The sequence below is a fragment of the Candidatus Sulfuricurvum sp. RIFRC-1 genome (assembly GCF_000310245.1).
Lineage (GTDB): Bacteria > Campylobacterota > Campylobacteria > Campylobacterales > Sulfurimonadaceae > Sulfuricurvum.
The window spans coordinates 2,071,264-2,092,757 of sequence record NC_020505.1 but is presented as its reverse complement, the minus strand read 5'-3'; the positions used below and the strand labels follow the sequence as shown (position 1 = coordinate 2,092,757).

General features: G+C 45.0%; 22 protein-coding genes. 7 read left to right on the top strand and 15 right to left on the bottom strand.

Annotation, left to right across the window (positions count from 1 at the left end; translation table 11 throughout):
• Positions 1-66: 66 nt before the first annotated feature.
• Both uvrB and B649_RS10585 read right to left on the bottom strand, forming a co-directional pair.
• A complete protein-coding gene (uvrB, locus tag B649_RS10590) occupies positions 67-2,040 on the bottom strand; it encodes an excinuclease ABC subunit UvrB (RefSeq protein ID WP_015654523.1) in 1,974 nt (657 codons plus the stop codon).
• 84 nt (positions 2,041-2,124) lie between these two features.
• The gene (locus B649_RS10585) at positions 2,125-2,580 is read right to left on the bottom strand and encodes a DUF2721 domain-containing protein (RefSeq protein ID WP_015654522.1); all 456 of its coding nucleotides are present in this window, start codon (positions 2,578-2,580) and stop codon (positions 2,125-2,127) included.
• Between the two features lie 187 nt (positions 2,581-2,767).
• Here B649_RS10585 and B649_RS10580 point away from each other — a divergent pair, with 187 nt between their 5' ends.
• From B649_RS10580 to B649_RS10565, 4 genes are all read left to right on the top strand, one after another.
• Positions 2,768-3,040 carry a hypothetical protein gene (locus tag B649_RS10580; protein WP_015654521.1) on the top strand — a complete coding sequence of 91 codons (273 nt, stop codon included), beginning with the start codon at positions 2,768-2,770 and terminating at the stop codon, positions 3,038-3,040.
• Positions 3,037-3,258 (top strand): hypothetical protein, encoded by a 222-nt coding sequence (locus B649_RS10575; protein ID WP_015654520.1) that lies wholly within the window; start codon positions 3,037-3,039, stop codon positions 3,256-3,258. Before B649_RS10580 ends, B649_RS10575 begins: the two co-directional genes overlap by 4 nt.
• An 89-nt stretch (positions 3,259-3,347) precedes the next feature.
• Positions 3,348-3,677 carry a hypothetical protein gene (locus B649_RS10570; RefSeq protein ID WP_015654519.1) on the top strand — a complete coding sequence of 110 codons (330 nt, stop codon included), beginning with the start codon at positions 3,348-3,350 and terminating at the stop codon, positions 3,675-3,677.
• A gap of 108 nt (positions 3,678-3,785) precedes the next feature.
• Entirely contained in the window at positions 3,786-4,079 is a 294-nt protein-coding gene (locus B649_RS10565; RefSeq protein ID WP_015654518.1) for a c-type cytochrome, read from the top strand.
• A 7-nt stretch (positions 4,080-4,086) separates the two neighbouring features.
• Here the strand turns inward: B649_RS10565 and B649_RS10560 are convergent, their stop codons facing one another.
• From B649_RS10560 to B649_RS10540, 5 genes are all read right to left on the bottom strand, one after another.
• Positions 4,087-4,905, bottom strand: a complete 819-nt coding sequence (locus B649_RS10560; RefSeq protein WP_291750901.1) for a hypothetical protein — start codon at positions 4,903-4,905, stop codon at positions 4,087-4,089.
• A 5-nt stretch (positions 4,906-4,910) separates the two neighbouring features.
• The gene (locus B649_RS10555) at positions 4,911-6,104 is read right to left on the bottom strand and encodes a HAMP domain-containing sensor histidine kinase (RefSeq protein ID WP_041192448.1); all 1,194 of its coding nucleotides are present in this window, start codon (positions 6,102-6,104) and stop codon (positions 4,911-4,913) included.
• Positions 6,067-6,735 (bottom strand): response regulator transcription factor, encoded by a 669-nt coding sequence (locus B649_RS10550; RefSeq protein ID WP_015654515.1) that lies wholly within the window; start codon positions 6,733-6,735, stop codon positions 6,067-6,069. The genes B649_RS10555 and B649_RS10550 overlap by 38 nt, the downstream gene beginning before the upstream one ends.
• Entirely contained in the window at positions 6,732-8,018 is a 1,287-nt protein-coding gene (locus B649_RS10545) for a Na+/H+ antiporter NhaC family protein (protein ID WP_015654514.1), read from the bottom strand. Before B649_RS10545 ends, B649_RS10550 begins: the two co-directional genes overlap by 4 nt.
• 163 nt (positions 8,019-8,181) lie before the next feature.
• Positions 8,182-8,805, bottom strand: a complete 624-nt coding sequence (locus tag B649_RS10540) for a hypothetical protein (RefSeq protein ID WP_015654513.1) — start codon at positions 8,803-8,805, stop codon at positions 8,182-8,184.
• Between the two features lie 71 nt (positions 8,806-8,876).
• Between B649_RS10540 and B649_RS10535 the strand changes: the two genes are divergently transcribed.
• Positions 8,877-9,557, top strand: coding sequence for a L,D-transpeptidase family protein (locus tag B649_RS10535; protein WP_015654512.1), 681 nt, complete (start codon positions 8,877-8,879; stop codon positions 9,555-9,557).
• Between the two features lie 39 nt (positions 9,558-9,596).
• Here B649_RS10535 and B649_RS10530 read toward each other — a convergent pair whose 3' ends face one another.
• The 3 genes from B649_RS10530 to glyQ form a co-directional block, all read right to left on the bottom strand.
• Positions 9,597-10,616 (bottom strand): cytochrome-c peroxidase, encoded by a 1,020-nt coding sequence (locus B649_RS10530; protein ID WP_015654511.1) that lies wholly within the window; start codon positions 10,614-10,616, stop codon positions 9,597-9,599.
• A gap of 65 nt (positions 10,617-10,681) precedes the next feature.
• Entirely contained in the window at positions 10,682-12,928 is a 2,247-nt protein-coding gene (locus tag B649_RS10525) for an AAA family ATPase (protein WP_015654510.1), read from the bottom strand.
• A 98-nt stretch (positions 12,929-13,026) separates the two neighbouring features.
• Positions 13,027-13,908, bottom strand: coding sequence for a glycine--tRNA ligase subunit alpha (gene glyQ / locus B649_RS10520; protein WP_015654509.1), 882 nt, complete (start codon positions 13,906-13,908; stop codon positions 13,027-13,029).
• A gap of 107 nt (positions 13,909-14,015) precedes the next feature.
• Between glyQ and B649_RS10515 the strand changes: the two genes are divergently transcribed.
• Complete coding sequence (locus B649_RS10515) at positions 14,016-16,280, top strand: ABC transporter substrate-binding protein (protein ID WP_015654508.1); 2,265 nt, start codon at positions 14,016-14,018, stop codon at positions 16,278-16,280.
• Between the two features lies 1 nt (position 16,281).
• On the opposite strand, the gene B649_RS10510 is transcribed toward B649_RS10515, so the two are convergent.
• The 5 genes from B649_RS10510 to B649_RS10490 all read right to left on the bottom strand — a co-directional run bounded on the left by B649_RS10510 (position 16,282) and on the right by B649_RS10490 (position 20,614).
• Positions 16,282-17,139, bottom strand: a complete 858-nt coding sequence (locus B649_RS10510; RefSeq protein ID WP_015654507.1) for an ARMT1-like domain-containing protein — start codon at positions 17,137-17,139, stop codon at positions 16,282-16,284.
• The gene (locus B649_RS10505) at positions 17,136-17,612 is read right to left on the bottom strand and encodes a DUF3972 domain-containing protein (RefSeq protein ID WP_015654506.1); all 477 of its coding nucleotides are present in this window, start codon (positions 17,610-17,612) and stop codon (positions 17,136-17,138) included. The genes B649_RS10510 and B649_RS10505 overlap by 4 nt, the downstream gene beginning before the upstream one ends.
• Positions 17,613-17,818: 206 nt before the next feature.
• Positions 17,819-18,313, bottom strand: a complete 495-nt coding sequence (purE, locus tag B649_RS10500) for a 5-(carboxyamino)imidazole ribonucleotide mutase (RefSeq protein WP_015654505.1) — start codon at positions 18,311-18,313, stop codon at positions 17,819-17,821.
• Positions 18,314-18,443: 130 nt separating this feature from the next.
• Positions 18,444-19,736 carry a peptidase U32 family protein gene (locus tag B649_RS10495; protein WP_015654504.1) on the bottom strand — a complete coding sequence of 431 codons (1,293 nt, stop codon included), beginning with the start codon at positions 19,734-19,736 and terminating at the stop codon, positions 18,444-18,446.
• Positions 19,737-19,900: 164 nt separating this feature from the next.
• Positions 19,901-20,614: a hypothetical protein gene (locus B649_RS10490; RefSeq protein ID WP_015654503.1), complete on the bottom strand. Its 714-nt coding sequence runs from the start codon at positions 20,612-20,614 to the stop codon at positions 19,901-19,903.
• A gap of 68 nt (positions 20,615-20,682) precedes the next feature.
• Between B649_RS10490 and B649_RS10485 the strand changes: the two genes are divergently transcribed.
• A complete protein-coding gene (locus B649_RS10485) occupies positions 20,683-21,462 on the top strand; it encodes a histidinol-phosphatase HisJ family protein (protein ID WP_015654502.1) in 780 nt (259 codons plus the stop codon).
• The last annotated feature ends 32 nt before the right edge of the window (positions 21,463-21,494 follow it).

Here is a 21,494-nt window from a genome sequence, read left to right as displayed (position 1 = left end):
CTAACGCTGAGCTTCTTTAGGCAGGAAGCCCACGCGCAGTGAACCGCGCTTTCTCCTTTTTAATTTTTATAGTTTCCGTATCTTTGCTATTTCATCGCGTAAACGCGCTGCTTCTTCGAATTCCAGTTTTTTAGCCGCTTCTCTCATCTTGAGATTCAGCTCTTCGATCAGTTTTTTACGTTCTGCCGCAGGGAGGGTTTTCGCTTTTTTAGAGCGATTGTATAAATCACCTACATCTTCGAGTTTAAGATTCTCATCAAGGGAGCGCTTGGTTGTTGTCGGCGTAATGCCGTGTTTGGTATTGTACGCTTCTTGGATTGCACGGCGTTTGGTCGTGGTCGCGATAGCGCGTTCCATCGATCCGGTGATCTTTTGGGCGTACAGGATGACCCGCCCGTGTTCATTCCGCGCGGCGCGTCCGATGGTTTGAATCAGTGCTGTTTCAGAACGCAGGAAACCTTCTTTATCGGCATCTAAAATAGCGACGAGGCTTACTTCCGGTAAATCCAACCCTTCTCGTAGGAGATTGATCCCGATGAGAACGTCAAAATCGCCGACACGGAGACCTCGGATGATCTGATTGCGCTCGATGGCGTCGATCTCGGAGTGCATATACTGCACTTTGATCCCCAAATCGGCGAGGTATTTGGTGAGGGCTTCGGCCATTTTTTTGGTGAGTACGGTGACGAGAACCCGATCTCCGAGCGCGACCGTTTTTTTGATCTCATCGTGTAGATCTTCTACCTGATTTTCACTCGGCTTGATGGTGATGATCGGGTCGAGCAATCCGGTCGGACGGATAATCTGGTGGGCGATGGTGGTACTGATCTCGATCTCTTGCGCGGCAGGGGTAGCGGAGACAAACATATAGTGAGGCGCTTTGTGCATAAACTCATCGATCATCAGGGGGCGGTTGTCGAGTGCACTGGGAAGGCGGAAACCGTAATCGACGAGAACCTCTTTGCGGCTCCGATCTCCCGCAAACATCCCCCGAAACTGCGGGAGACTCACATGGCTCTCATCGACGATAATGAGAAATTTATCGTGATGCAGAGTGAAATAGTCTAGTAGGGTATAGGGGGCTTCTCCGGGCAATTTATCGGTGAGATGGCGGGAGTAGTTTTCGATCCCCTTACACATCCCTGTCGCCTGAAGCATTTCGAGGTCGAATTCGCATCGCTGTTTGAGACGCTGCATTTCGACAATCTTGCCTTGCTTGTCCAATTCACTAAGGCGTTCTCCCAACTCATCTTCGATCCGCTTGATCGCACGGGAGAGTTTCTCTTGCCCTACGGCAAACTGGCTGGTGGCATAGATCGTCACACTCTCTTGTTTTTCGGTCATCGTGTTACTGAGGGGTTCAAAAAACGTCATACGTTCCACTTCGTCCCCGAAAAATTCGATACGCACCGCCTGATCCTGCCAGTAGGGGGGATAGATATCGACCACTTCCCCGTTGACCCGAAAGTGCCCGCCGTCAAAATAGGTGTCATTACGGGCATACCCCATTTCAACGAGGCGAAGAAGGAGCTTTTTTTGGTTGATTTCATCTCCGATAGCGATAACCTGTACCATCTTCTCATACTCTTCGGGATCACCCAACCCATAGTTGGCAGAGACGGAAGCGACAACGATAACGTCATCATAGCTGAGGAGATTGGCGGTGGCAGAGAGTCGCAGACGCTCCAGCTCATCATTGATCGAGCTGTCTTTTTCAATAAACAAATCTTGTCTTGGGATGTAGGCTTCGGGCTGATAATAATCGTAGTAACTGATGAAATATTCGACATGGTTTTCGGGAAAAAACGAGCGAAACTCACTGTAGAGCTGTGCCGCTAAGGTCTTATTGTGGGTCATGATAATCGTCGGAAGTTGAACACTCTCGATCACTTTGGCCATCGTGTAGGTTTTGCCGCTACCGGTTACCCCTTCAAGGGATACATAGCGCTCACCGCGTTTTATACCGGAAGAGAGTGCTTCGATGGCAACAGGCTGATCACCGGCAGCTTGATAAGGGGTATGGACTTTAAAAATCGGCAATGAATGACCCTGTGATAAAGATTTGAAATTATAGCGGAAATGCGGTTTCCTGTTTTGGATAAGTACGTATGGGCTGTTAAGATTTTAATTAATATCGGATTTGGCTAATGCTTTTGGAAGTTCGATCCAAAGGGCTTTCAAAGAGAGATCAAGATCATAGATAAATAAAAAAAGTGAAACTATCAAGCTAATGATACTGGAAATAAACAAGATGATGAGGATATAGGTCACATTAAAATGATACAAAGCAGATCCAAATAGACCGATGATAATAAACGAAACCAATAAAACGCTTAGTACGGCCAGAAAATTGCTGCTTCTGATCACTTTTGCTCTGAGGGTAAGTATTTTAAGTTCCAATAAAATACGCTCTTGATCTGTGCTCGAAGAACTACGATGCTCAACCGAGAGTTGACGTGTTCTATCGACGATACGTCCGAAACGGTTGGTAAGACTTAAAATAATTAAGCCGATTCCGGAAATAAGGATGACAGGGCCGATCGACAACTGTAATGTTCCGATAAGATCAGTTAGTAACATCAAACACCCTCTCAAGGCAATTTTTTTAGCATTGATAAATTATAGCGGATTATCCGATCTGAAAACATCTCATGATGAGTGTAGGGTATTTTTTTCGTCGATGATTTACTCAAATTTGAGACCTCCGCAGTGATACTGAGCGAAACTGTGTTAAAATTATGTTAAAGACTATCACCCAAGGTTAATCATGCTATTTAATCCCACCCCATTGGAAAAATTGACCACGCTTATTACCGATTTGCTCGAAAAGCAATCTGCACTGAAAACGGAAGTTGAAACGCTTCGGACTGAAAGTGCTTCGATTCGAGGCAATGAACAAAGTAAAGAGGGTGAGATCCATCGCCTAAGTGCGGCACTTGCCGCAAAAGATGAAGAGATTAAAATGTATGCCGATGAACTAGCCGCAAAAGATGCTGAAATCGAAGCAATCGTCTCTAAAATCGAAAGCTTGCTTGGATGAAGACCAAAGTAACCCTCACCCTCAATGCCAAACGCTACGACATTGATGTGGAGGAGGATTTTGCCCGTTTTTTGACCGAGCAGATGAAGCAGGATTTTGAGTTTCACGGTAACAATGATCTCAAACTTCTCCTTCAAGCCTATGTCCGTAAAAATTTTGCCCTTTATGAACAAGAGAAACAAACTCTTGCTTTAATCGATCGTCTTCAAAATCTTTAATTACCTCCACAATCGCTTCACAATAACTTTTTATACTGCTCTCATCAAAAGAGAATCTCGAAAGAGAAACTCTGAAAAAGGAGTTTAGGATGAATAAGTTACTCTCAATCTTGTTAATCGCGGCACTTAGTGCTTCAGTTGCTTCAGCAGACGCTAAAGCGGGTCAAAAAGCGTATCTTAAAACGCTTAAAGCGAAATTCAATATGAACGGAACCAAGTTTGCGGCTGAGCACACGGTTGCCGAATGGGAAGAGCTTTTTGCGAATGATGCAAAAGGGTTTATCAAAGAGTACAGTGAGCGTTTTCCGACTTCGGTTCCGGTTTTGACGAATCCCGATATGAAGGATAAACTCCAAGATATCGGTGATTTTGCGAAAGAGTACGGCTCTGATAGTGGAAACGTTCCGAGTTGCGGATAAGTCAATAGTCTCTTCGTTCGTGGTGAGCGTGTCGAACCATGAACGTTTAAAAAATCACCCTTCGACTGGCTCAGGGCGAATGGGATTAGTAAATAAAAAGGATTTATTATGAAAACGTTAATTGCAATCTTAGGTTTGACTGCTATGTTGAGCGCTGCGGATGGCGGTGCTTTGTTTCAAAAATGTGCAGCTTGTCACGGTCTCAAAGGTGAAAAAGCGGCTTTGGGCAAATCCGAAGTGATAGCGGGATGGAGTTCAGCCAAAACGTTTGATGCTCTTAAAGGGTACAAAGCCGGAACCCGCAATACCAAAGGTATGGGCGCGTTGATGAAAGGGCAAACCGCAACGTTGAGCGATGGTGATATGAAAGTGCTTGCTGATTATGTCGCAGGGTTGAAATAAGAGACAGCTATCTCAACGGAATCGTTATATACACACGGACGAGGGTATCTTTATTCCACGGTAGAATAGGGGGGAAACCCACTTTTTGATAGGGATTGAGATTGTAGCGGGTATGTTCGGCGCTTATATTGAGCCCGCTCCCTTTAAGCCATTGGGCTGAATCATAGCTCAAAATCAGCTCATACTGATTTTCGAGCCATTGATTCGTATCTCTCCATTGTTGGATTCGAGTATAAGCCTTCATTTTTCTATTTAGTTTGACTTCGCTATCCGCTATAAACGTGTAGGCAGCTGTTTCATGCTGAAAATCATCTGGATCATAACCGAATACGCTAGGCACATCGTCATCAATTTCTAAAAAGTAATACCCCGCTAAGATTTTTAGCTCAAACATCATGGCAGATGTGGTGTAGTCTGTTCCAATACCGGCAAAGAGTTTGGACTGTTTTTCAACGCCGCTGAGTGTATTTAATTTTCCATCAAAGCTGATCAGCCAGTCTGTCCCGATGTTGGTGGTTAGCGGATAAAGCTCCCTTTTGATTTGAATATTCGTTTTATACCAAATAGGTTCATAATCGGGATCTATTTTGTCTCTATCATGCACAAAGAAAACAGTAAAATCACCCTTTAGGAGAACTCCTGACTCGCTTATGGCTTCGCCGGCGATACCTATACCCATATCGACACCAAAACTATGGGAGTTTTGTTGAGTGACGATAAAATCATGTATACCGTATGTAAGCATCCAATCCGCACCTTTGAGGGTAGGTACGATAGCGGTGAATACCAATACTGAAAATACCAATTTTTTAATAAAATTTATCATGATCATCAATGGTTATCTTTCCATTCGACGCAAATCTTCGTCCCTATTTTCTCTTCCGATTCAATCGCAATGTTCAAATTATACTCATTCGCGATCATCGCCACGATATTCAGCCCGATTCCAAATCCTCCGACACTTTTATCCGCCCGTGTATAGCGTTCAAATACACGATCGATCATCTCTGAGGGGATTCCGATTCCGTTATCTTCGATGCACAAGCTGCCGTGCATGAGATGAATGGCGATATGTCCCTCCATTTTGTTGTATTTGATCGCATTGGAGAGGAGATTATCGATGAGGCGGGTTGCTTTGGTGGTATCGATGAAAAGGGTGATTGATGGATCGATTCGGAGGGTGAGGGCAATCTTTTTTTGTTCGATTCGATGACGGAAATATTCGATTCGTTCATGCAAGAGGTGAGAAAGATCGAGTGTTGTATTCTCAACGGCCAAATCGTGGTTGAGGATGAGGTAGGTGAGATCATCATACAACGTTGAGATCGTTCGGGAGGCGATTTCAATCCGTTTCAGCTTTTTTGCCGCCGATAGCGGTAGTTCGGAATCTTGAAGCGCTTCGATATTCGTGAGGATTGCACTGACGGGGGTATTGAGCTCATGGGTGGTGTCTTTGATAAAATCATCGAGCAGAGCAATCGCTTCATTCATGGGGCGTAAAAACATCCGTGAGAGACTAAACCCGATAACTCCGAGGATCAAAAATAAGATCGAGCCGAAGAGCAGTGAATTAACGAGGGCCTGATGTCGCCACAGTTCATCATCACGGGTTTCAAACACCAGATAGTATTCTCCTAAACCGTAAGGGGATAGGGCGATGATGAGATGAATATACCCTTTGTGAAGGGCGATATTTTCACTGAAATCATAATGTTTTTGGTGCAAATTTCCGACAAGAAGGTCTTTGTCATATCCGTAGAGGGCGGTTTTATAGGCGAGGTCGGTCGGAAACGTTTTGAGATCATGGCCGCTTTCAAGCCATGTTTTTAATCGTGGAACGTACCCCTCACTCTCCAATTGCATCGCAAGACGGTGGGACGAGAGCATCTGAGCTTTCATCGATTCATAATGCAGTATTGCCATCAATGCCAAGATAAGGGTACTCATTACTCCATAGAGGGCTAAAAAACTCCTAAGGGTACGGTATTTAGCGAAATTGATACCCGAGGCGCTTGTGGCTGACAATGGAATCCTTTCCGAGAAGTTTACGCAGCGTCTTGATGTAGGTACGGAGGCTTCCGTCACTCGGAGTCTCATCATAATCCCACAGATGTTCCATGATCATTTCATGGGTGAGAAGCTCGTTGCGGTGCTGAATAAAGAGTTTGAGCAGTTTGTGTTCTTTGAGATGGAGATTTTGAATTTCTCCGTTGATGCTCAATAGTTGGTTGTCGATGTCGTAGGTAATACCATCCGATAATGAGAGGGCATCGGTAGGATTATGGTAGAAATTGCGCTTTAAGATCGTTTGAATCCGCAGCAGCAGCTCTTTGAGGGCGAAAGGTTTACGGATATAATCATCCCCGCCGCTCTCGAACCCCTCTTCGACGTCACTCATCGCATTGCGAGAGGTGATAAAAATAGCGGGAGTGGAGTTCCCCTCTTTACGACTTGCTTTAAGGAGAGAGAACCCATCCCCTCCGGGGACATTGACATCGAGGAGTAATAGATCAAATTTCTGCTCATAAAGGAGATCTTCGGCGGAAGAGGCATCATAAGCACATTGGACGCTGAACCCTTGCTCTTCGAGGTATTCGCTGACACCTTCAGAGAGATTCGGATCGTCTTCGAGGAGGAGAAGAGAAGCTTTAATCATGAGAGGAAAATCCCGAAACCGATAAATAAGATCAATGAAAATACGGCAGCAATAAGCGCATAGGGGAGTTGGGTGCGGGTATGTTCCTGAACACTGCATCCGCTTGCCATCGCCGAGATGATCGTCGTATCTGAGATAGGAGAGCAGTGATCGCCGAATACCCCTCCCGATATTACCGCTCCCATAGCAAGGGCAACCGGTGCATCAAGTCCAACTGCCAAGGGAACCGCGATCGGGAGCATAATACTAAAGGTTCCCCAGCTCGTCCCCGTCGCAAACGCAATAATCGCCGCTAAAACAAATATTGCTCCGGCTAGATAGGCCGAGGGGAGATAATCACCGATAAAAGAGGCGAGGTATTGTCCTACCTCCATATCGGAGCTGACTCCTCCGATGGCAAAAGCAAAAAGGAGAATCATGGCGATCGGGGTCATGGTGCGTGCTCCAGCCATGGCAGAAGCGAAAAATTCCGTGGTAGTAAGCGCATTTTTAAATCGATAATACCCCCACATCAAAGCTAAGGTTATGAGCAGGGTATAAAAAATAGAGGTAGAGCCTGAGCCTTTAAATATATCTCCCCCTCCGGTAATGAGCATGAGAACGATTACCCCTCCTATCATCCATACCATCGGCCATAAAAAGAGGCCGAGGTCTCCTTTGGCATCCTCGCATTCGATCTCTGGAGGGATAATAGCGGCATGACGCATAGGACCTATATCGATCTCATACCATATTGCGATAAACGTAACAATAAGTGCCATGAACGCATAAAAATTAAAAGCGATCGATTGAACCAGCCAAGTAGCGCTTTCACCCGCGATCAGGCCTGCTGTAATTTGCCCCCCGATAAGACCGAGCAGCAGTGCTCCCCATCCGTTCAGGGGGATGAGTGAACACACCGGTGCGGAGGTAGAATCGCAAACGAATGCCAGTTTGGCACGTGAAATACCGTGACGGTCGCAAAAGGGCCGGCCGATGGCTCCGGCGACAAGTGAAGTGATAGAAGATTCGATAAAAACGACGATACCGGCAATAAAGCTCGGCATCAGAGCGCCCCGTTTGCTTTTGACCCATGAACGCTTTACACTCAGTTCATGGACCAGCCCGTTGACTCCGCCGCTACGCTCGATGAGAGCCATAACGGAACCGACCATGATCGCAAAAGCGAGGGTTTTAAGAACCCACCCTTCACTGAGCAGGGCACCAAAACGCTCTAATGTCAGAAAAACAGCATTGAGAGGGTGAAAATCAGCAATAATAACTTCACCTACGATCACGGCCATAGCCAATGCGATAAATACAGAACGGCTAAAAAAAGCAAGGAAGATGGCAATAAGCGGAGGGAGTAACCCTAAAATTCCATATTCTATTTTAAATCCTTTTAAACGCCATCGGAATACATCCCGACGGCTACTCTATCGGCGGTATGCCCAAGACTATTAGCGGTTACAATATCATTTGAAGCCGCATAATACCGGCACGGTCGAATTGCTCTTTGTAGTATTCACTCCGTTTTTCATCGATCACAGTAAACCCGAGTTTTTTATAAATCATCTCGGTTTCAACGGAACCGATCTCGACGGAGGTTTGAACTTTTCGGTACCCTTTGAGACGTGCAGTGAGCATACTTTTTCCGATGAGTTCTTTAAAAGCGTCAAAACTTTTAAATTCGGGTTTAATCAGCATAAAATCCAATACAAAGGTTTTATTGTCCACTTCACCCTCACACAGCAAATAGGCTGCGATCCGTTCGTGATAGGTTTCATCAAACCCGATCTCTTCGAGTGCTTTGGAAAAGATTTCATGGGTTGCAATACGGGGTTCATATCCGCAAATTGTTCCAACGGTTGTCCCTCCGACAGCAGCGATAAAAAAATTCGAAAAATGGCAATAGCTTTTGGTCGTAGTCAGGGATAGATTTTTCAGATGTTTGAGGAGGAGATCATTGTCTGAGGTATTGAACACCAGATCAAATAACCCGATTCTCTTCCCTCCCCGTGAACTCTCCAGTAATGCTTGAGCAATGATGTCAATATCCGCCTCGGATGCTTTACGAACCGTAATACTCATCAAGTGCCTCACTCTGCCAAATTTTCTATATGCTATACTACCTAACTTTAAAATAAACTAAGAACGATGATATGTTGAAAATAATTTTTACCCTCTTCCTTTCCTGTGCGCTCTCTGCGCTCTTTGCATCGCAGCAACTTATAGTTGTTCTTACACCGGAGCTAAACGCGACCAGCGCTTCCTTGCAGAGGTATGAAAAGCAAAATATGTGGGTTAAAATCGGAGATAAAATCCCCGTTACTTTAGGTCGAAGCGGTTTAGGATACGTTGCATTCAAAGAACCGCTCAAGAATGAGGGAGACGGCAGATCACCTGCCGGTTTATTTCCCATAACATCGACTTTCGGGTACGACCACAATACGACGTTTAAACTTCCTTATTGGCATGCGGATGAAAATCTCTACTGTGTGGATGACGTCAATGATTCGCGCTATAACAAAATCCTCCGTATTTATGACAAAAGTGCTCTCCCCTCCAGTTATGAAGTGATGCGCCGGAGTGATGGTGTTTATCGCTACGGTGCAGTCATCGGGTATAACGCATCGGCTCAGCGCGGCCGGGGTTCGTGTATCTTTATCCATCTTAACAAAAGTAATAAAGCTCCTACATCGGGATGTACGGCAATGGATGAGGTTCCTCTGAGAACAGTATTAGAGTGGTTGGATGGAGCTAAAAAACCGCATATTTTACAAATAGTGAAAAGTGAGTGCGACAAATACAGAGAAGAGTTTCGTGGGATCGCGTGTGAGTGATGTCACTCCCACGAAGGCGGGAATGACGAGAGTGGTGAATCAGTTATTAACGACATCTACTTTAGGTGTTTTAGTGGTAGAAGCCGGCAACATCGGATAAACAACGGTCGGTTTTTTACCCTCTAGCGCTTTTAAGAAGGTTTCGATCTCTTCCGTCTCTTTATCGCTTAAATCAACACCGAGTTGGATACGACCCATCTCTTTGATTGCCTCAGGGAGAGTTGCGATTTGACCGTTGTGAAAATAGGGAGCAGTTTCGGTAACGTTACGGAGTGTCGGTACACGTACCATTCCATTTTTGTCTCCTTTGAAATCTCCGACGTTCATGTGTTTATACGGAGCCACAGCACCGAATGCCTGCATTGTTCCACCCAAAGCGATATCGTTGTGACACGTTGCACACCCTTTGTCGATAAAGGTTTTAAGCCCTTTTTGCTCCGCTTTGCTCAACGCATTTTTCTTACCGTTTAGGAAATTATCGTAACGAGAAGGGGTAACAAGAGTACGCTCGAATACCGCAATCGTGTCCGCTACTTTGGCAAAATCAATTTTGACCTCTTTACCGTACGCTTTTTTGAATGCAGTGACATACGCCGGAATAGAGTTGACGACACCCTCTACGAACTCTTTCGGCGCTGCCATCTCCGGTCCTGCTTGGATTGGTCCTTGAGCCTGGTCTTCGAGGTGAGGGGACCGTCCATCCCAGAACTGTTGGCTATAAAATACGGCGTTATAAACGGTTGGTGAGCTTAAATGATGGGGATTGGAAGTCCATTTATGCCCGATCGCTGAAGCCATTCCGTCACTTCCGCCGGTTGCAAGGTTGTGACAGGTGTTACAGCTGATTAAACCGCTTTTGGAGAGGCGCGGTTCAAAATAGAGCATTTTCCCAAGTTCAACTTTTGCGGCGGTTGTAGGATTTTTAGAGTTCGAAGTGAGCTTTTCAATCGCTTTTTGGTTTGCGGGGATCGGTTTTAAACCTGCATTTTTAGCCTCATCAGTCAGTGAAGCACCCATTATGCTCGAAGCGAGAAGGGCAGAGATTAGTAATGATTTCATAGTGAATCCTTGTCTTTTATGGATTAGAATGAAAATTCTAGCACAGATTAGCTAAAGGAAAATTTTTATCCTCTGGCCAATTCCAACTCTTGCATGACTGTAGAGCGTTTGGTGTGTTCCAGCCGTCGGCATGCCGATTCAAAGGCTCCCGATTCTCCAATCACGATACATTGTTCTTTTGCCCGTGTGAGCGCAGTGTAGAGAAGTTTGGTATTAAGCATGATATGATGTGAAAAACTCATAACCATTACGACGGTATTGTATTCCATCCCTTGTACCTTATGGACGCTCAGGGCATAGGATAGACTCAGGTAATCGCTTATCTGCTCATATTTGTATTGTACGATCACCTCTTCATTGGGATAATAGACATACGCAATCTCATCCTCATCATCGAGTCGAAAGATGAGTCCGCACATGCCGTTAAAGATACGGCGTTCGGTTGCCTCTATCCCCTCTTTGAACTCTTCGGGGGTGGTTGATGGGAGGTTTTCATTTTTGGTATGGACCACTTTGTCCATGAGCCGAAATTCCCCTTTAAAGGTTTTGACCTTTTTTTTGGGATTGGGATTGAAATACTCTTGGAGGAGGAGATTGAGATTATCCACCCCCAGCGTATTTCCCCGCATCGGAGAGATCACCTGAAAGGCGCTGAGATATTCGCGGATTTGTTTGGCTTGGAGTTTTTCACGCGACTGCGGGAGATATTGAAGGGTTACATCGGCAATAGCGGCGAGGATATTATGGGCGTGTGTTTTGAGTACATCATCAAACTCATGGGCACTAAGAGAATTTTTGAGGGCATAGCGGTTGGGGATATCAACGTTTAAGAACGTGAAATCTTCATAACTTTCCCGATATTGCGGAATGATTCCTCTGCGAATATCATTGGCAATCAGCGCGATCGCCTGCTCCTCTCTTTGGCGAAAAATTTGGGTGAGCATAACGGTCGGGGCAAGATTCAGAGCAATCGCATCACTGAGTGGACTTCCCGCACCGATCGGGGGAAGCTGGGCATCATCGCCCACGATGATAACGGTCGCATCACGTTCAATTTTGGCTATTAATCTGGCAAAAAGGAACGAGTTTATCATCGAGGCTTCATCGATCAGGATCACTTTATAGGGCATGGTGTCGTGTGCTTCAAATCGAACGAGGAGGCTTTGGATCGTGGCACTTTGATAGCCGCTTCGTTCGCGTATCCGCTGGGAAGCGATACCGCTTAGTGCGCAGGTCATAATCAGACTCGGTTCATGCCGTGTTGATAGAAGATCGAGGAGCGCTTTGGCAGTCGTACTTTTCCCTGTTCCTGCGTAACCGACGAGGAAAATGAGTCCCGTTCCACGATTAATGAGTTCCAATGCCTTGTATTGTTGTTCTCCGAGTGTGAGTGAATGGGTTTCACAAAATATTTTCAAATCATCCGTGAGAGGTTCGCGAGTATTTTTGCCTCGGCGTTTAAATTGCTCTATCAAGAGTGTTTCGGCTTCATAAATTCGGGTTGGAGAGAGCTTTAGGCTCGGCAGAAGGGTAATGCTCCCCTCTCGTAGGCGATCTTCAAGCGCTTCGTCATATCGATCCTGTACGTCGAGTGCCAAGAGCAGATTGAGCCGATCAAACAAAGCGTGCCGATCGATACAGCTGTTCCCCTCTTGGTCGCAGTATTCGCTGAGGGTATATTCCATCGCTGCACCGATTCGGCGGTCATCATCACGTTTGACCCCCATGTTCAGGGCAATTTCATCGGCTTTTTTAAATCCGATTCCGCTAATACGCATCAGGCCGTAAGGGTTGTTTTTAATCGCTTCGATCGGATCTTTCACCTCCCTCAAAGCTCCGGAAATGAGTCGAAGCAAGGCCGGAGTAACACCGAATGGGGCCAAAAATTCTCCCAAAAGACGCATAGAGCGAAACTGCTTCCATCCGTTTGAGAGTTTGGCAAGACGTTTTTCATTCATCCCTTTGATCTCATTAAGCCGATCAATATCATTATCGAGAATATCGATCAAACCTTCATTCCCGTAGCGTTCGATCAGCTCTGCGGTGAGTTTTTTGGTAAAACCTTTGACAACACGATTGAGAAAAAAGAAGAGTTCATTTTGATTGACAACGAGAGAATGGGCTTTAAAGGTTCGTCCGTATTGAGAATGTTCTTCCCATAACCCTTTGAGGGTAATAGCAGCGTCTTTGAGGTGATCGACGTCACTTTCATAATAGTGGGCACTGATTTTATCGCCGTTTTTGAGTGCGGCGATAAAGAAACCGTTATTTTGGTAGATAATCCGATCGATTTGACCGATGAGGGTTTGCATGGGTGAATGTACCTAAAAGCACGCAAGCGTGCGTAAGCACTCCGCTGAGGAGAACCAAGTGTTAATGTAGCTATCGGAGCTTTGCTTCGATGGCGTGATTAAGAACGGACTCGGAGATTCCGTTCTTCCTCTTGTAGCTTATATAACTCGGCACATCCGCGTGCCAGTTCACGGATTTTAAGGATGTAGTTTGCCCGCTCGGTGACGGAGATCGCTTTGCGCGCGTCGAGAGTATTGAAGGTGTGCGATGCCATCATGCACAGATCATACGCCGGCAACGGCAGCTCGGCATCGAGGCATCGTTTACACTCGGCTGCTTTGGATTCAAAATCATGAAACAACATGGCCGTGTCGGCAATTTCGAAGTTGTATTTACTAAATTCGATTTCACCCTCTTTATGGATATCGCGGTAGAGGGTTTTGCCGAATTTATTTTCGCTCCATACGATGTCAAACACCGTATCGACCCCTTGCAGATACATCGCAAGACGTTCCGTTCCGTAGGTAATCTCGACAGCAACCGGATCACACGTGACTCCTCCTACTTGCTGAAAATAGGTGAACTGGGTCACTTCCATTCCGTTTAACCATACTTCCCAGCCCAGTCCCCATGCTCCGAGCGTCGGTGATTCCCAGTTATCTTCGATGAAACGGATATCATGATCCTTGAGATTGAGTCCCAAATACTCTAAACTTTTGAGATAAAGTTCTTGGATGTTTTCAGGGCTTGGTTTGATAAGAACTTGAAATTGGTAGTAGCTGCCTAAGCGGTTTGGATTTTCACCATAGCGACCATCCGTCGGGCGGCGGCTAGGGGCGACATAGGCGACTGACCACGGTTTTGAATCGAGTGAACGTAAAAATGTGGCCGGATGAAACGTTCCAGCACCCGCTGCAACATCATAAGGCTGGACAATTGCGCACCCTTGGTCATTCCAAAATTGTTGAAGTTTTAAAAGCATATCGCCGAACGTAATCATAGTCGTCCCATTAAAGAAATTGCGCCATTATACCAAAAACCGTGTTCCAAAGGATTTTTTAAAGCGATAAACTCTATTATAAATGGAATTGATAAAGGGGGAGCAATATGAAGCGGTATGGTATTATCTTATTTTTATGCATTGCTGCATTATATGCTCAGCCGCCACTTGAAAAAGTATCGGTAAAACTCCAATGGGCGGATCAATTTCAGTTTGCAGGATATTATGTTGCCAAAGAAAAAGGGTTTTACCGTGATGCAGGTTTAGATGTAACCCTCCAAAAATTTGATCCGAAAAAACTCGCAGTCGATGAGGTGATGGCGGGGCGCAGCACGTATGGGATCGGACGATCTTCCCTTCTGGTAGATCGGATGAAAGGAAAAGATGTTATTGCGCTTGCGGCTATTTTCCAAAGTTCTCCTTTTATTCTCCTGTCAAAAAAATCGTTGGATATTCAAACGCCTCGTGATTTGATCGGCAAGCGGATAATGATGACGGAGGATTTTCAGGACACGATTTCGGTGCGGGCAATGCTCAATTCTCAAGATGTACGGATGGGACAGCTCAAATTTTTAGAACACAGCTTTAACCCCCTCGATATCGCAAACGGAAAAACGGACGTAATGGCATGCTATATTTCGAATGAGCCTTATGTTTTAAAAGAGAAAGGGATAGAGACCAATCTCATCAGCCCCGAAGCGTACGGATTTGATTTTTACAGTGATATCCTTTTCACTTCTGAAGACGAAGTGCGTCACCATCCAAAACGTGTCCGTGCCTTTGTGGACGCTACGCTCAAAGGGTGGGAATACGCCTTTGCCCATATCCCTGAAACGGCACAGCTTATTCGTGAACGCTATAACACTCAAAACAAATCGTTGGAGAGTCTGATTTATGAGGGGAAAGTACTCAAAGATCTCTCTTATCACGACAATCAACCTCTGGGGGCAATAACGGTTGAAAAATTTCGCCGAATATCGGATATTTATCGGGTGATGGGTGTGCCCCAAAACGAAAAACGGTTGGAAGGTTTTATCTATGATGATGTCACCCATCTATCGGTAGCGATGAGTGTCGATGAACGCTCTTTTTTGCACATTAATACGATTCGTTATACCTCTACCTTTGCGTGGCCGCCGTTTAATTTTCATTCTTCAGAACAGCAAAATGAACTGCAAGGGATTGCTGCTGATTTTTGGAAATTGATAGTGGAACGAACCGGAATGGAAACCGCGTTTGTCCCCTCTCCTACATGGGGAGCTATTTTGGATTCGATTAAAACCAAAACAGCCGATGTAACATTGGGAACCTCGATTTCAAAAGATAAAGAGGCGTATGCACTATTTTCAAAGCCGTATGCTTCGTTTCCAAATGTCATAGTTACCGATAAAACCATCGACTTTATTCCGGGACTTGATGCATTGGAGGGGAAACGTGTTGCGATAGGGCAAGGGTATAGTATTGTTGAACGAATCTCGGCGAAATACCCAAAAATTGTTGTCGTTGAAGTGGAAGATACTCGTGAAGGATTGAAGCTTCTGAGCTCCGGCAGAGTTGATGCGGTGGTCGATATTTTACCGGTCGTCGCTTATTTGATGAATGCCGATCATTTTTTGGATCTCAAAATTTCGGGGACAACCGAGTTTAATTTTGACGTTAGGATGATGATCCGAAATGATTATCCTCAGCTCAAGTCGATTATCGATAAAGCGATTGATACTATTACAATAGCCGAACGACAAAAGATATTTAACCGATACATTGCCGTTACCTATCAAGAGAGAGTTGATTACAGTTGGGTGTACGGCATCAGTTTTGGAGCTTTGTTTATTATTGCGTTCTTTGTCTATCGACAGTTTGAGATGGGAAAATACAATAAACAATTGTTACAGATGGCAACGACAGATCCGTTAACGCAACTTGCAAATCGGATGCGTTTGGATGACAAACTGTTGGAATGTCATCAATTCTATCAGCGTTTACAGCGCAACTATTCGGTTATGATTCTGGATCTGGATAATTTCAAACGGATAAATGATACGTACGGTCATTTAATCGGAGACAAAACACTGGTGCGTCTTTCACGTATTTTACGTGACAATATTCGCGATATTGATATCGTAGGACGATGGGGCGGCGAAGAGTTTATGATTATTTGCCCTGAAACGGATATTGAGGGGATAAAGCATCTGGCATATAAAATTCAAGAGGTTGTCAATGCATACAATTTCCCCCATATCCATACGCTCACGTGCAGCTTCGGGATCAGTGAGAGCCGTGAAGGAGATCGGATTGAGAATGTGGTAGGGCGTGCAGACAGTGCATTGTACCGAGCCAAAGAAGAGGGGAAAAATCGGATTTATGTAGGATAAGTTATCCGAATTTGCAAACGATATCTCCGATGTTTCTATCCAGTGAATGTGCGACAACAGAGCATTTTACTTTGAGTAAAAAACAGATGTTTTTGCGGGGGATAGGGGTCATGCATTCATAGTTCCCCATCCCTTTTGCGATGATCAGATCAGCGCTGTCAAAAAGCTTTTGGGCTTCAGAAGATGCGAGTTCGTACACAAATCCAGGGGTAGGGACACCGCTGTTCACAAGCGTACAGATTTCATCCATCCCCGCTTCTTTAGCTTCTTTGAGTGTCACATCGTTGATAATCGGATTACCGCGCACCATATAGGTAACATCGATGTCGGGATAAAGTTTTTGGAGGAACCCAATTGCTAAAGCATCAAACAGGTGTTCTCCCGCATTGTCTCCGATGTAGAGAACGCTTTTAGCACTACGCAGAGCCTCTCTTAATGCTTCGGTATCATCATGAGCAAAAGGGGTATGAAATACCGACATAATCGCATCATGAAGATCAAAGCTCACCTCTGCGGCCAAATCGATCACATTGCCGACGACCGCTGTTTTGAGCGTAGCGAGAAAGGAATTATCACTCTGCTCGATGGTCTCATATAAAAAAGGAAGATAGTTTTTCGCTTGTTCTGAGGCGTGTTGTTTTTGCGCTTCGTACAGATCGTGTGTATTGGCGAGTTTTGCCATTCCTTCATACAACGGCGCGGCAATGACGGGTGGCGAGAGGGTAAAATCGGCATCTTTTAGAGCTGTTTCGACATAGGTAACGATCGAATGTGTCAACGTTTCATTGGCATGAATTGCATCACAAACCCGTTTACTTTGACCTGCGATGCAGGCAATACATTCTGGTTGTATTGTCATACTGAGGCGTGATCGTCGATTACTTTGCCCCACATCAGTTTGTATTTACGTCGCATAAATTCAACTTCTTGTTGAGAAAGGCGGAGCTGCTCGGTGAGGGTTGCGATGGTACGTCGATCTTCATCATAAAGTTCTTGGAGAGAGCCAAGTGCTTCCCTCAGAAAAAGATTCTCATTTTTAATCGATTCGATGGTTTCCTCTTTAGCACCGAGGACTTTTTCATGGAGATTGATGATCGTTCCGATCGTTTTTTCGACGAAACTCGCTCCCATTGTTACATCGGCGTGCGATGCGCTCAGCTCCTGAAGCGTTACCGGAACGATTCCGGCCATCCCTTTACCCGCATCGATAAATACCTCTCCATCTTCGATAGTTGTAGTCAGCTTGCCACGGACGATCAACGTTTCAACGGCACTGCGATCCATTTGTGTCATCCCAGCGTAATCATCGATACTCATCCAATGCCCTTGCATTTTCTACCACCTTTTTATTTTAAACAACTCTAGCAAAACGCGTACCCAGTTTGTTAAAAAAGAGTAAAGCACGCAAGCGTGCGTGAGCCTTCTGCTGAAGAAAACGCAGAGTTATCATGAGAGCCGTTATCGAGGTGAGTAACCTCACTTCGATAGGTTCGGAACCAAAGGCGAAGGGCTTGCCCGCCGTCGGAGGGCGTTTGAAACTATAAAATAGTTTCAATCTCCAGTGAATCCATTTCTACTTTTTTTGCTTTGCTGATACGATCTTCTTGGAGTTTCATCCGTAACTCCTCGTTTTCTAACGCTAAAATCTGCATTGCCAAATACGCTGAGTTGATTGCTCCGGCTTTACCGATAGCAACGGTTGCTACCGGCATACCTGCTGGCATTTGTACGGTTGAGAGGAGAGCATCGATACCCGATAGCGCAGATGCACTCATTGGTACGCCGATAATCGGTTTGATGGTCTTAGAAGCTAGAACACCGGCCAAATGCGCTGCCATACCGGCGGCTGCGATAAATACCTGTGCCCCTTTGGTCTCTGCCGCGAGTACATAATCTTTGGTCCGTTCAGGACTTCGGTGTGCGGATGAGATAATGAGTTCGTATTGAACACCAAACGCTTCAAGTGTCTCTGAACACGATTTCATTACATCGAAATCGCTTTTGCTCCCCATTATAATCGATACGAATTTCATTTTTTCTCCTTGGTTTTTGTTTGAAATTTTCGTTCGTGGTGAGCTCTAGGAAACATCGCTTCGCGAGCGGTACCCTTGTTTTGTCGAACCATGAACGTACTATTCGACAGGCTCAGGGCGAACGGGTGTATTAACATTTCGTTCCAATCCCCATATCCTCAGTTGCAGGGATACGGAAAAAGGTAAATGCAGGCAGTTTAATAGGGAGTTTAAAACGGTTGAGATTCCCACTGTGGACCTGATCCCAAACTTTTCCGTTTTCGGCGAGCAGCTGTTTAAAAGATATACACCATTGCCCATCTTTCATTTCAACAGTACCGATTTCATTGTCAACCGCTTCGATGATTGCATTTGAGGGGGCAACAATTTCCATAATATCATTGGGGAAAGTTTTGTATTTACACTCGAAAAAATCTCCTGATTCATCGACAATACCGCTTACCTGATGCGTTCCCATCATCATAGAGAAATCGAGATTTTGGGTGTCGTGTTTCTCAAAAGGACGATTAATCAGATAGGCATCGGTAAAGCCTCTGTTTTGCATGGTATTGAGTTCTTTTTGGTAAGCCTCTCCATCAAACGTTCCTGCATAATAATCATCGATAGCTTGACGATACACTTTGGCGGTGATAGCCGCGTAATAAGGGGCTTTTGTACGCCCTTCGATTTTGAGTGAATCGATACATCCTGCATCGATGATCTCTTGGATATGGGATGCGAGATTGAGATCTTTGGAGTTCATGATATACGTACCGATTCCCTCATCCTCTACGAGTTTAAACAAGGTCCCGGTTTCAGGATTGGCGGCGTACATTTCGTAGGGAAATCGGCAATCATTCGCACAGCTTCCGCGATTGGGGACGCGACCGCTTTGGAGTGTCGAGATCAAACAGCGGCCGCTGTAGGCAAAACACATCGAACCATGGACAAATACTTCGATCTCCAAATCGGGGAGCTCCTCTTTGATTTGCTTGAGGTCTTTAAGAGAGATTTCCCGTGCCGCGATGATCCGGCGTGCCCCCATGTCGTAATAGACCTGTGCATCAAGGACGTTCATAACATTGGCTTGGGTTGAGAGATGCAGAGGAATGTGAGGGGCTATCTGATGGGCGAGTTTGAGTACGCCCGGGGTTGCTACGATAAACGCATCGGGTTCTAATGATGCCATGGTCGCAATATGTTCTTTGAGAAGTTTGAGCTGAGAGTTAAAGGGGAAACCGTTGATCGTCACATAGACTTTACGACCTTTATCATGGGCATAATCAATCCCCTCTTTGAAGCTCTCCAAATCGAACTCTTTACCGGAACGGATACGGAGAGAAAAGTGGCTAACTCCCCCATACACGGCGTCAGCACCGAAGTCGATAGCAATTTTAAGTTTTTCTAGGTTCCCCGCAGGGGAGAGGAGCTCGACTTTTTTCAAAAAAAGGTACCTGATCTATTTTAATTTTAAGGAATTTTATCGAAAAAAAGTATTTCTTAAGATGAAGTTTAGAGGTTATATCAAAAAGCACACAAGTGTGCGTGGGCTTCCTGCTAGAGTGAAACCCAGTGTTAACGCAGCTATCGGGATGTATTCCGATAGCGTTATTTGTTTCCGAACGAAGCAAGTAATGCTTCGATATCATCACTGCTGACGACATCTTCCGTCGTGGTATCTCCATGGATATGCACTGCAGAACTAACGCGCTTACTATCATCGATTTTCCCGGAAAACAGATGATTCATATAGGTTGAGAGCGCTCGCATAACGTTGATAACCCGCTCGATTTTTTGACGATGAATATCTTGATACTGCATAATATCCATGATATTCATAATGGTGTCACCGCCGTTTTGGAGCTTTTCGAGGATAGCATCCAGATGCTGCATTGCAGCGTCATTTTGTTCTAATTGTGTTTTAAACGCTTCGACGTGCGGAAATTTGGCGCTTAAGGTCGTGAAAAGTTCAATATTGCTGTTAATAACCGCTCGAATAGCTTTGACATCTTTTTCTCCATCGGATAAATCATTGCTGATCCCCTCAATCAGATCAAAAATCTCTGAGGCTTTTTCCTCACTCTCTTTGGTGACGTCATCGAGCTGATGAACCATTTTATTATCATCCGTCGGCGGTGGCGGCGGCCAACTGTTCATTGCAGATACACGGTATTTGTCGGGGTCAGGTTCGTGGTATGTGTCTATTGAATCAGAATCTTCTGGGGAAAGTTCTTCTTTGGCTATGGGTGACTCAGACTCTTCGAAAGTTTCATCCAAATCGATGTCACCGCTCATTAATGCATCTAACTCTTCTTGCGTCATAACGATAACCTTAACAAAAAATTGCACTATAATATCATTAAAACCATTATTTTTACTTAGGAAAATAGATGAAAGTTGATCTCCATAACCACACTGTTTTGTGTAACCATGCAACGGGAACCGTAAATGAGTATGTAGAAGCTGCTATTGTGTGCGGTACGGAGTTTTTTGGATTTTCCGATCATGCTCCAATGCACTACGATCCTGCATATCGGATGAGATTGGATCAGATGGGTTTGTATGAGTCATGGATAAAAGAAGCCCAAGAGAAGTACGCAGATAACATTACAGTGCTATTAGGGTACGAGATTGATTATCTTCCCGGCTATATGGATGAGAGTGTTTTGGTGCGTCCTTGCGATTATTTGATCGGGAGTGTCCATTTTATCGACGATTGGGGATTTGACAATCCCGAATTTATCGGTCGTTACGCGGGGGCAGATATTGATGATATTTATCGTCGCTATTTCGGACTTGTGGAAGCAATGGCATTAAGCGGCAGATTCGATATTGTCGGGCATCTGGATTTACTCAAGGTGTTTAAATTCCTTCCGACCAAAGATATTCGGACTTTGGCAGAAGGGGCGTTAAAAGCGATTAAAAAAGCCGATATGTCGATTGAAATAAATGTTTCAGGCTATCGAAAACCGATCGGCGAAGCGTATCCTTCCCCGCTTTTGGTAGAGCAAATTGCCGAGATGGAGATACCGATAACGTTTGGTTCGGATGCCCATTGTAAAGAACAAGTCGGGCTTTACAGCAGCGAGGCAGAAGCGTTGGCACGCTCTGTCGGATACAATAAATGTGCCCTTTACCGAGGACGTGATCGGGAAATGATTAAATTTTAATCATGATTTACCCTCCAATTTTTGGGAACTTT

Excerpts from the sequence above, each read along its gene's own strand:
- B649_RS10575 (WP_015654520.1), top strand. The coding sequence starts at position 3,037 with ATGAAGACCAAAGTAACCCTCACCCTCAATGCCAAACGCTACGACATT.
- B649_RS10585 (WP_015654522.1), bottom strand. The coding sequence starts at position 2,580 with ATGTTACTAACTGATCTTATCGGAACATTACAGTTGTCGATCGGCCCT.
- B649_RS10505 (WP_015654506.1), bottom strand. The coding sequence starts at position 17,612 with ATGCAAGGGCATTGGATGAGTATCGATGATTACGCTGGGATGACACAA.
- B649_RS10525 (WP_015654510.1), bottom strand. The coding sequence starts at position 12,928 with ATGCAAACCCTCATCGGTCAAATCGATCGGATTATCTACCAAAATAAC.
- glyQ (WP_015654509.1), bottom strand. The coding sequence starts at position 13,908 with ATGATTACGTTCGGCGATATGCTTTTAAAACTTCAACAATTTTGGAAT.
- purE (WP_015654505.1), bottom strand. The coding sequence starts at position 18,313 with ATGAAATTCGTATCGATTATAATGGGGAGCAAAAGCGATTTCGATGTA.
- B649_RS10510 (WP_015654507.1), bottom strand. The coding sequence starts at position 17,139 with ATGACAATACAACCAGAATGTATTGCCTGCATCGCAGGTCAAAGTAAA.
- B649_RS10535 (WP_015654512.1), top strand. The coding sequence starts at position 8,877 with ATGTTGAAAATAATTTTTACCCTCTTCCTTTCCTGTGCGCTCTCTGCG.
- B649_RS10540 (WP_015654513.1), bottom strand. The coding sequence starts at position 8,805 with ATGAGTATTACGGTTCGTAAAGCATCCGAGGCGGATATTGACATCATT.
- B649_RS10580 (WP_015654521.1), top strand. The coding sequence starts at position 2,768 with ATGCTATTTAATCCCACCCCATTGGAAAAATTGACCACGCTTATTACC.
- B649_RS10485 (WP_015654502.1), top strand. The coding sequence starts at position 20,683 with ATGAAAGTTGATCTCCATAACCACACTGTTTTGTGTAACCATGCAACG.
- B649_RS10530 (WP_015654511.1), bottom strand. The coding sequence starts at position 10,616 with ATGAAATCATTACTAATCTCTGCCCTTCTCGCTTCGAGCATAATGGGT.
- B649_RS10560 (WP_291750901.1), bottom strand. The coding sequence starts at position 4,905 with ATGATAAATTTTATTAAAAAATTGGTATTTTCAGTATTGGTATTCACC.
- B649_RS10545 (WP_015654514.1), bottom strand. The coding sequence starts at position 8,018 with ATGGCCGTGATCGTAGGTGAAGTTATTATTGCTGATTTTCACCCTCTC.
- B649_RS10550 (WP_015654515.1), bottom strand. The coding sequence starts at position 6,735 with ATGATTAAAGCTTCTCTTCTCCTCCTCGAAGACGATCCGAATCTCTCT.
- B649_RS10490 (WP_015654503.1), bottom strand. The coding sequence starts at position 20,614 with ATGACGCAAGAAGAGTTAGATGCATTAATGAGCGGTGACATCGATTTG.
- B649_RS10565 (WP_015654518.1), top strand. The coding sequence starts at position 3,786 with ATGAAAACGTTAATTGCAATCTTAGGTTTGACTGCTATGTTGAGCGCT.
- B649_RS10515 (WP_015654508.1), top strand. The coding sequence starts at position 14,016 with ATGAAGCGGTATGGTATTATCTTATTTTTATGCATTGCTGCATTATAT.
- B649_RS10570 (WP_015654519.1), top strand. The coding sequence starts at position 3,348 with ATGAATAAGTTACTCTCAATCTTGTTAATCGCGGCACTTAGTGCTTCA.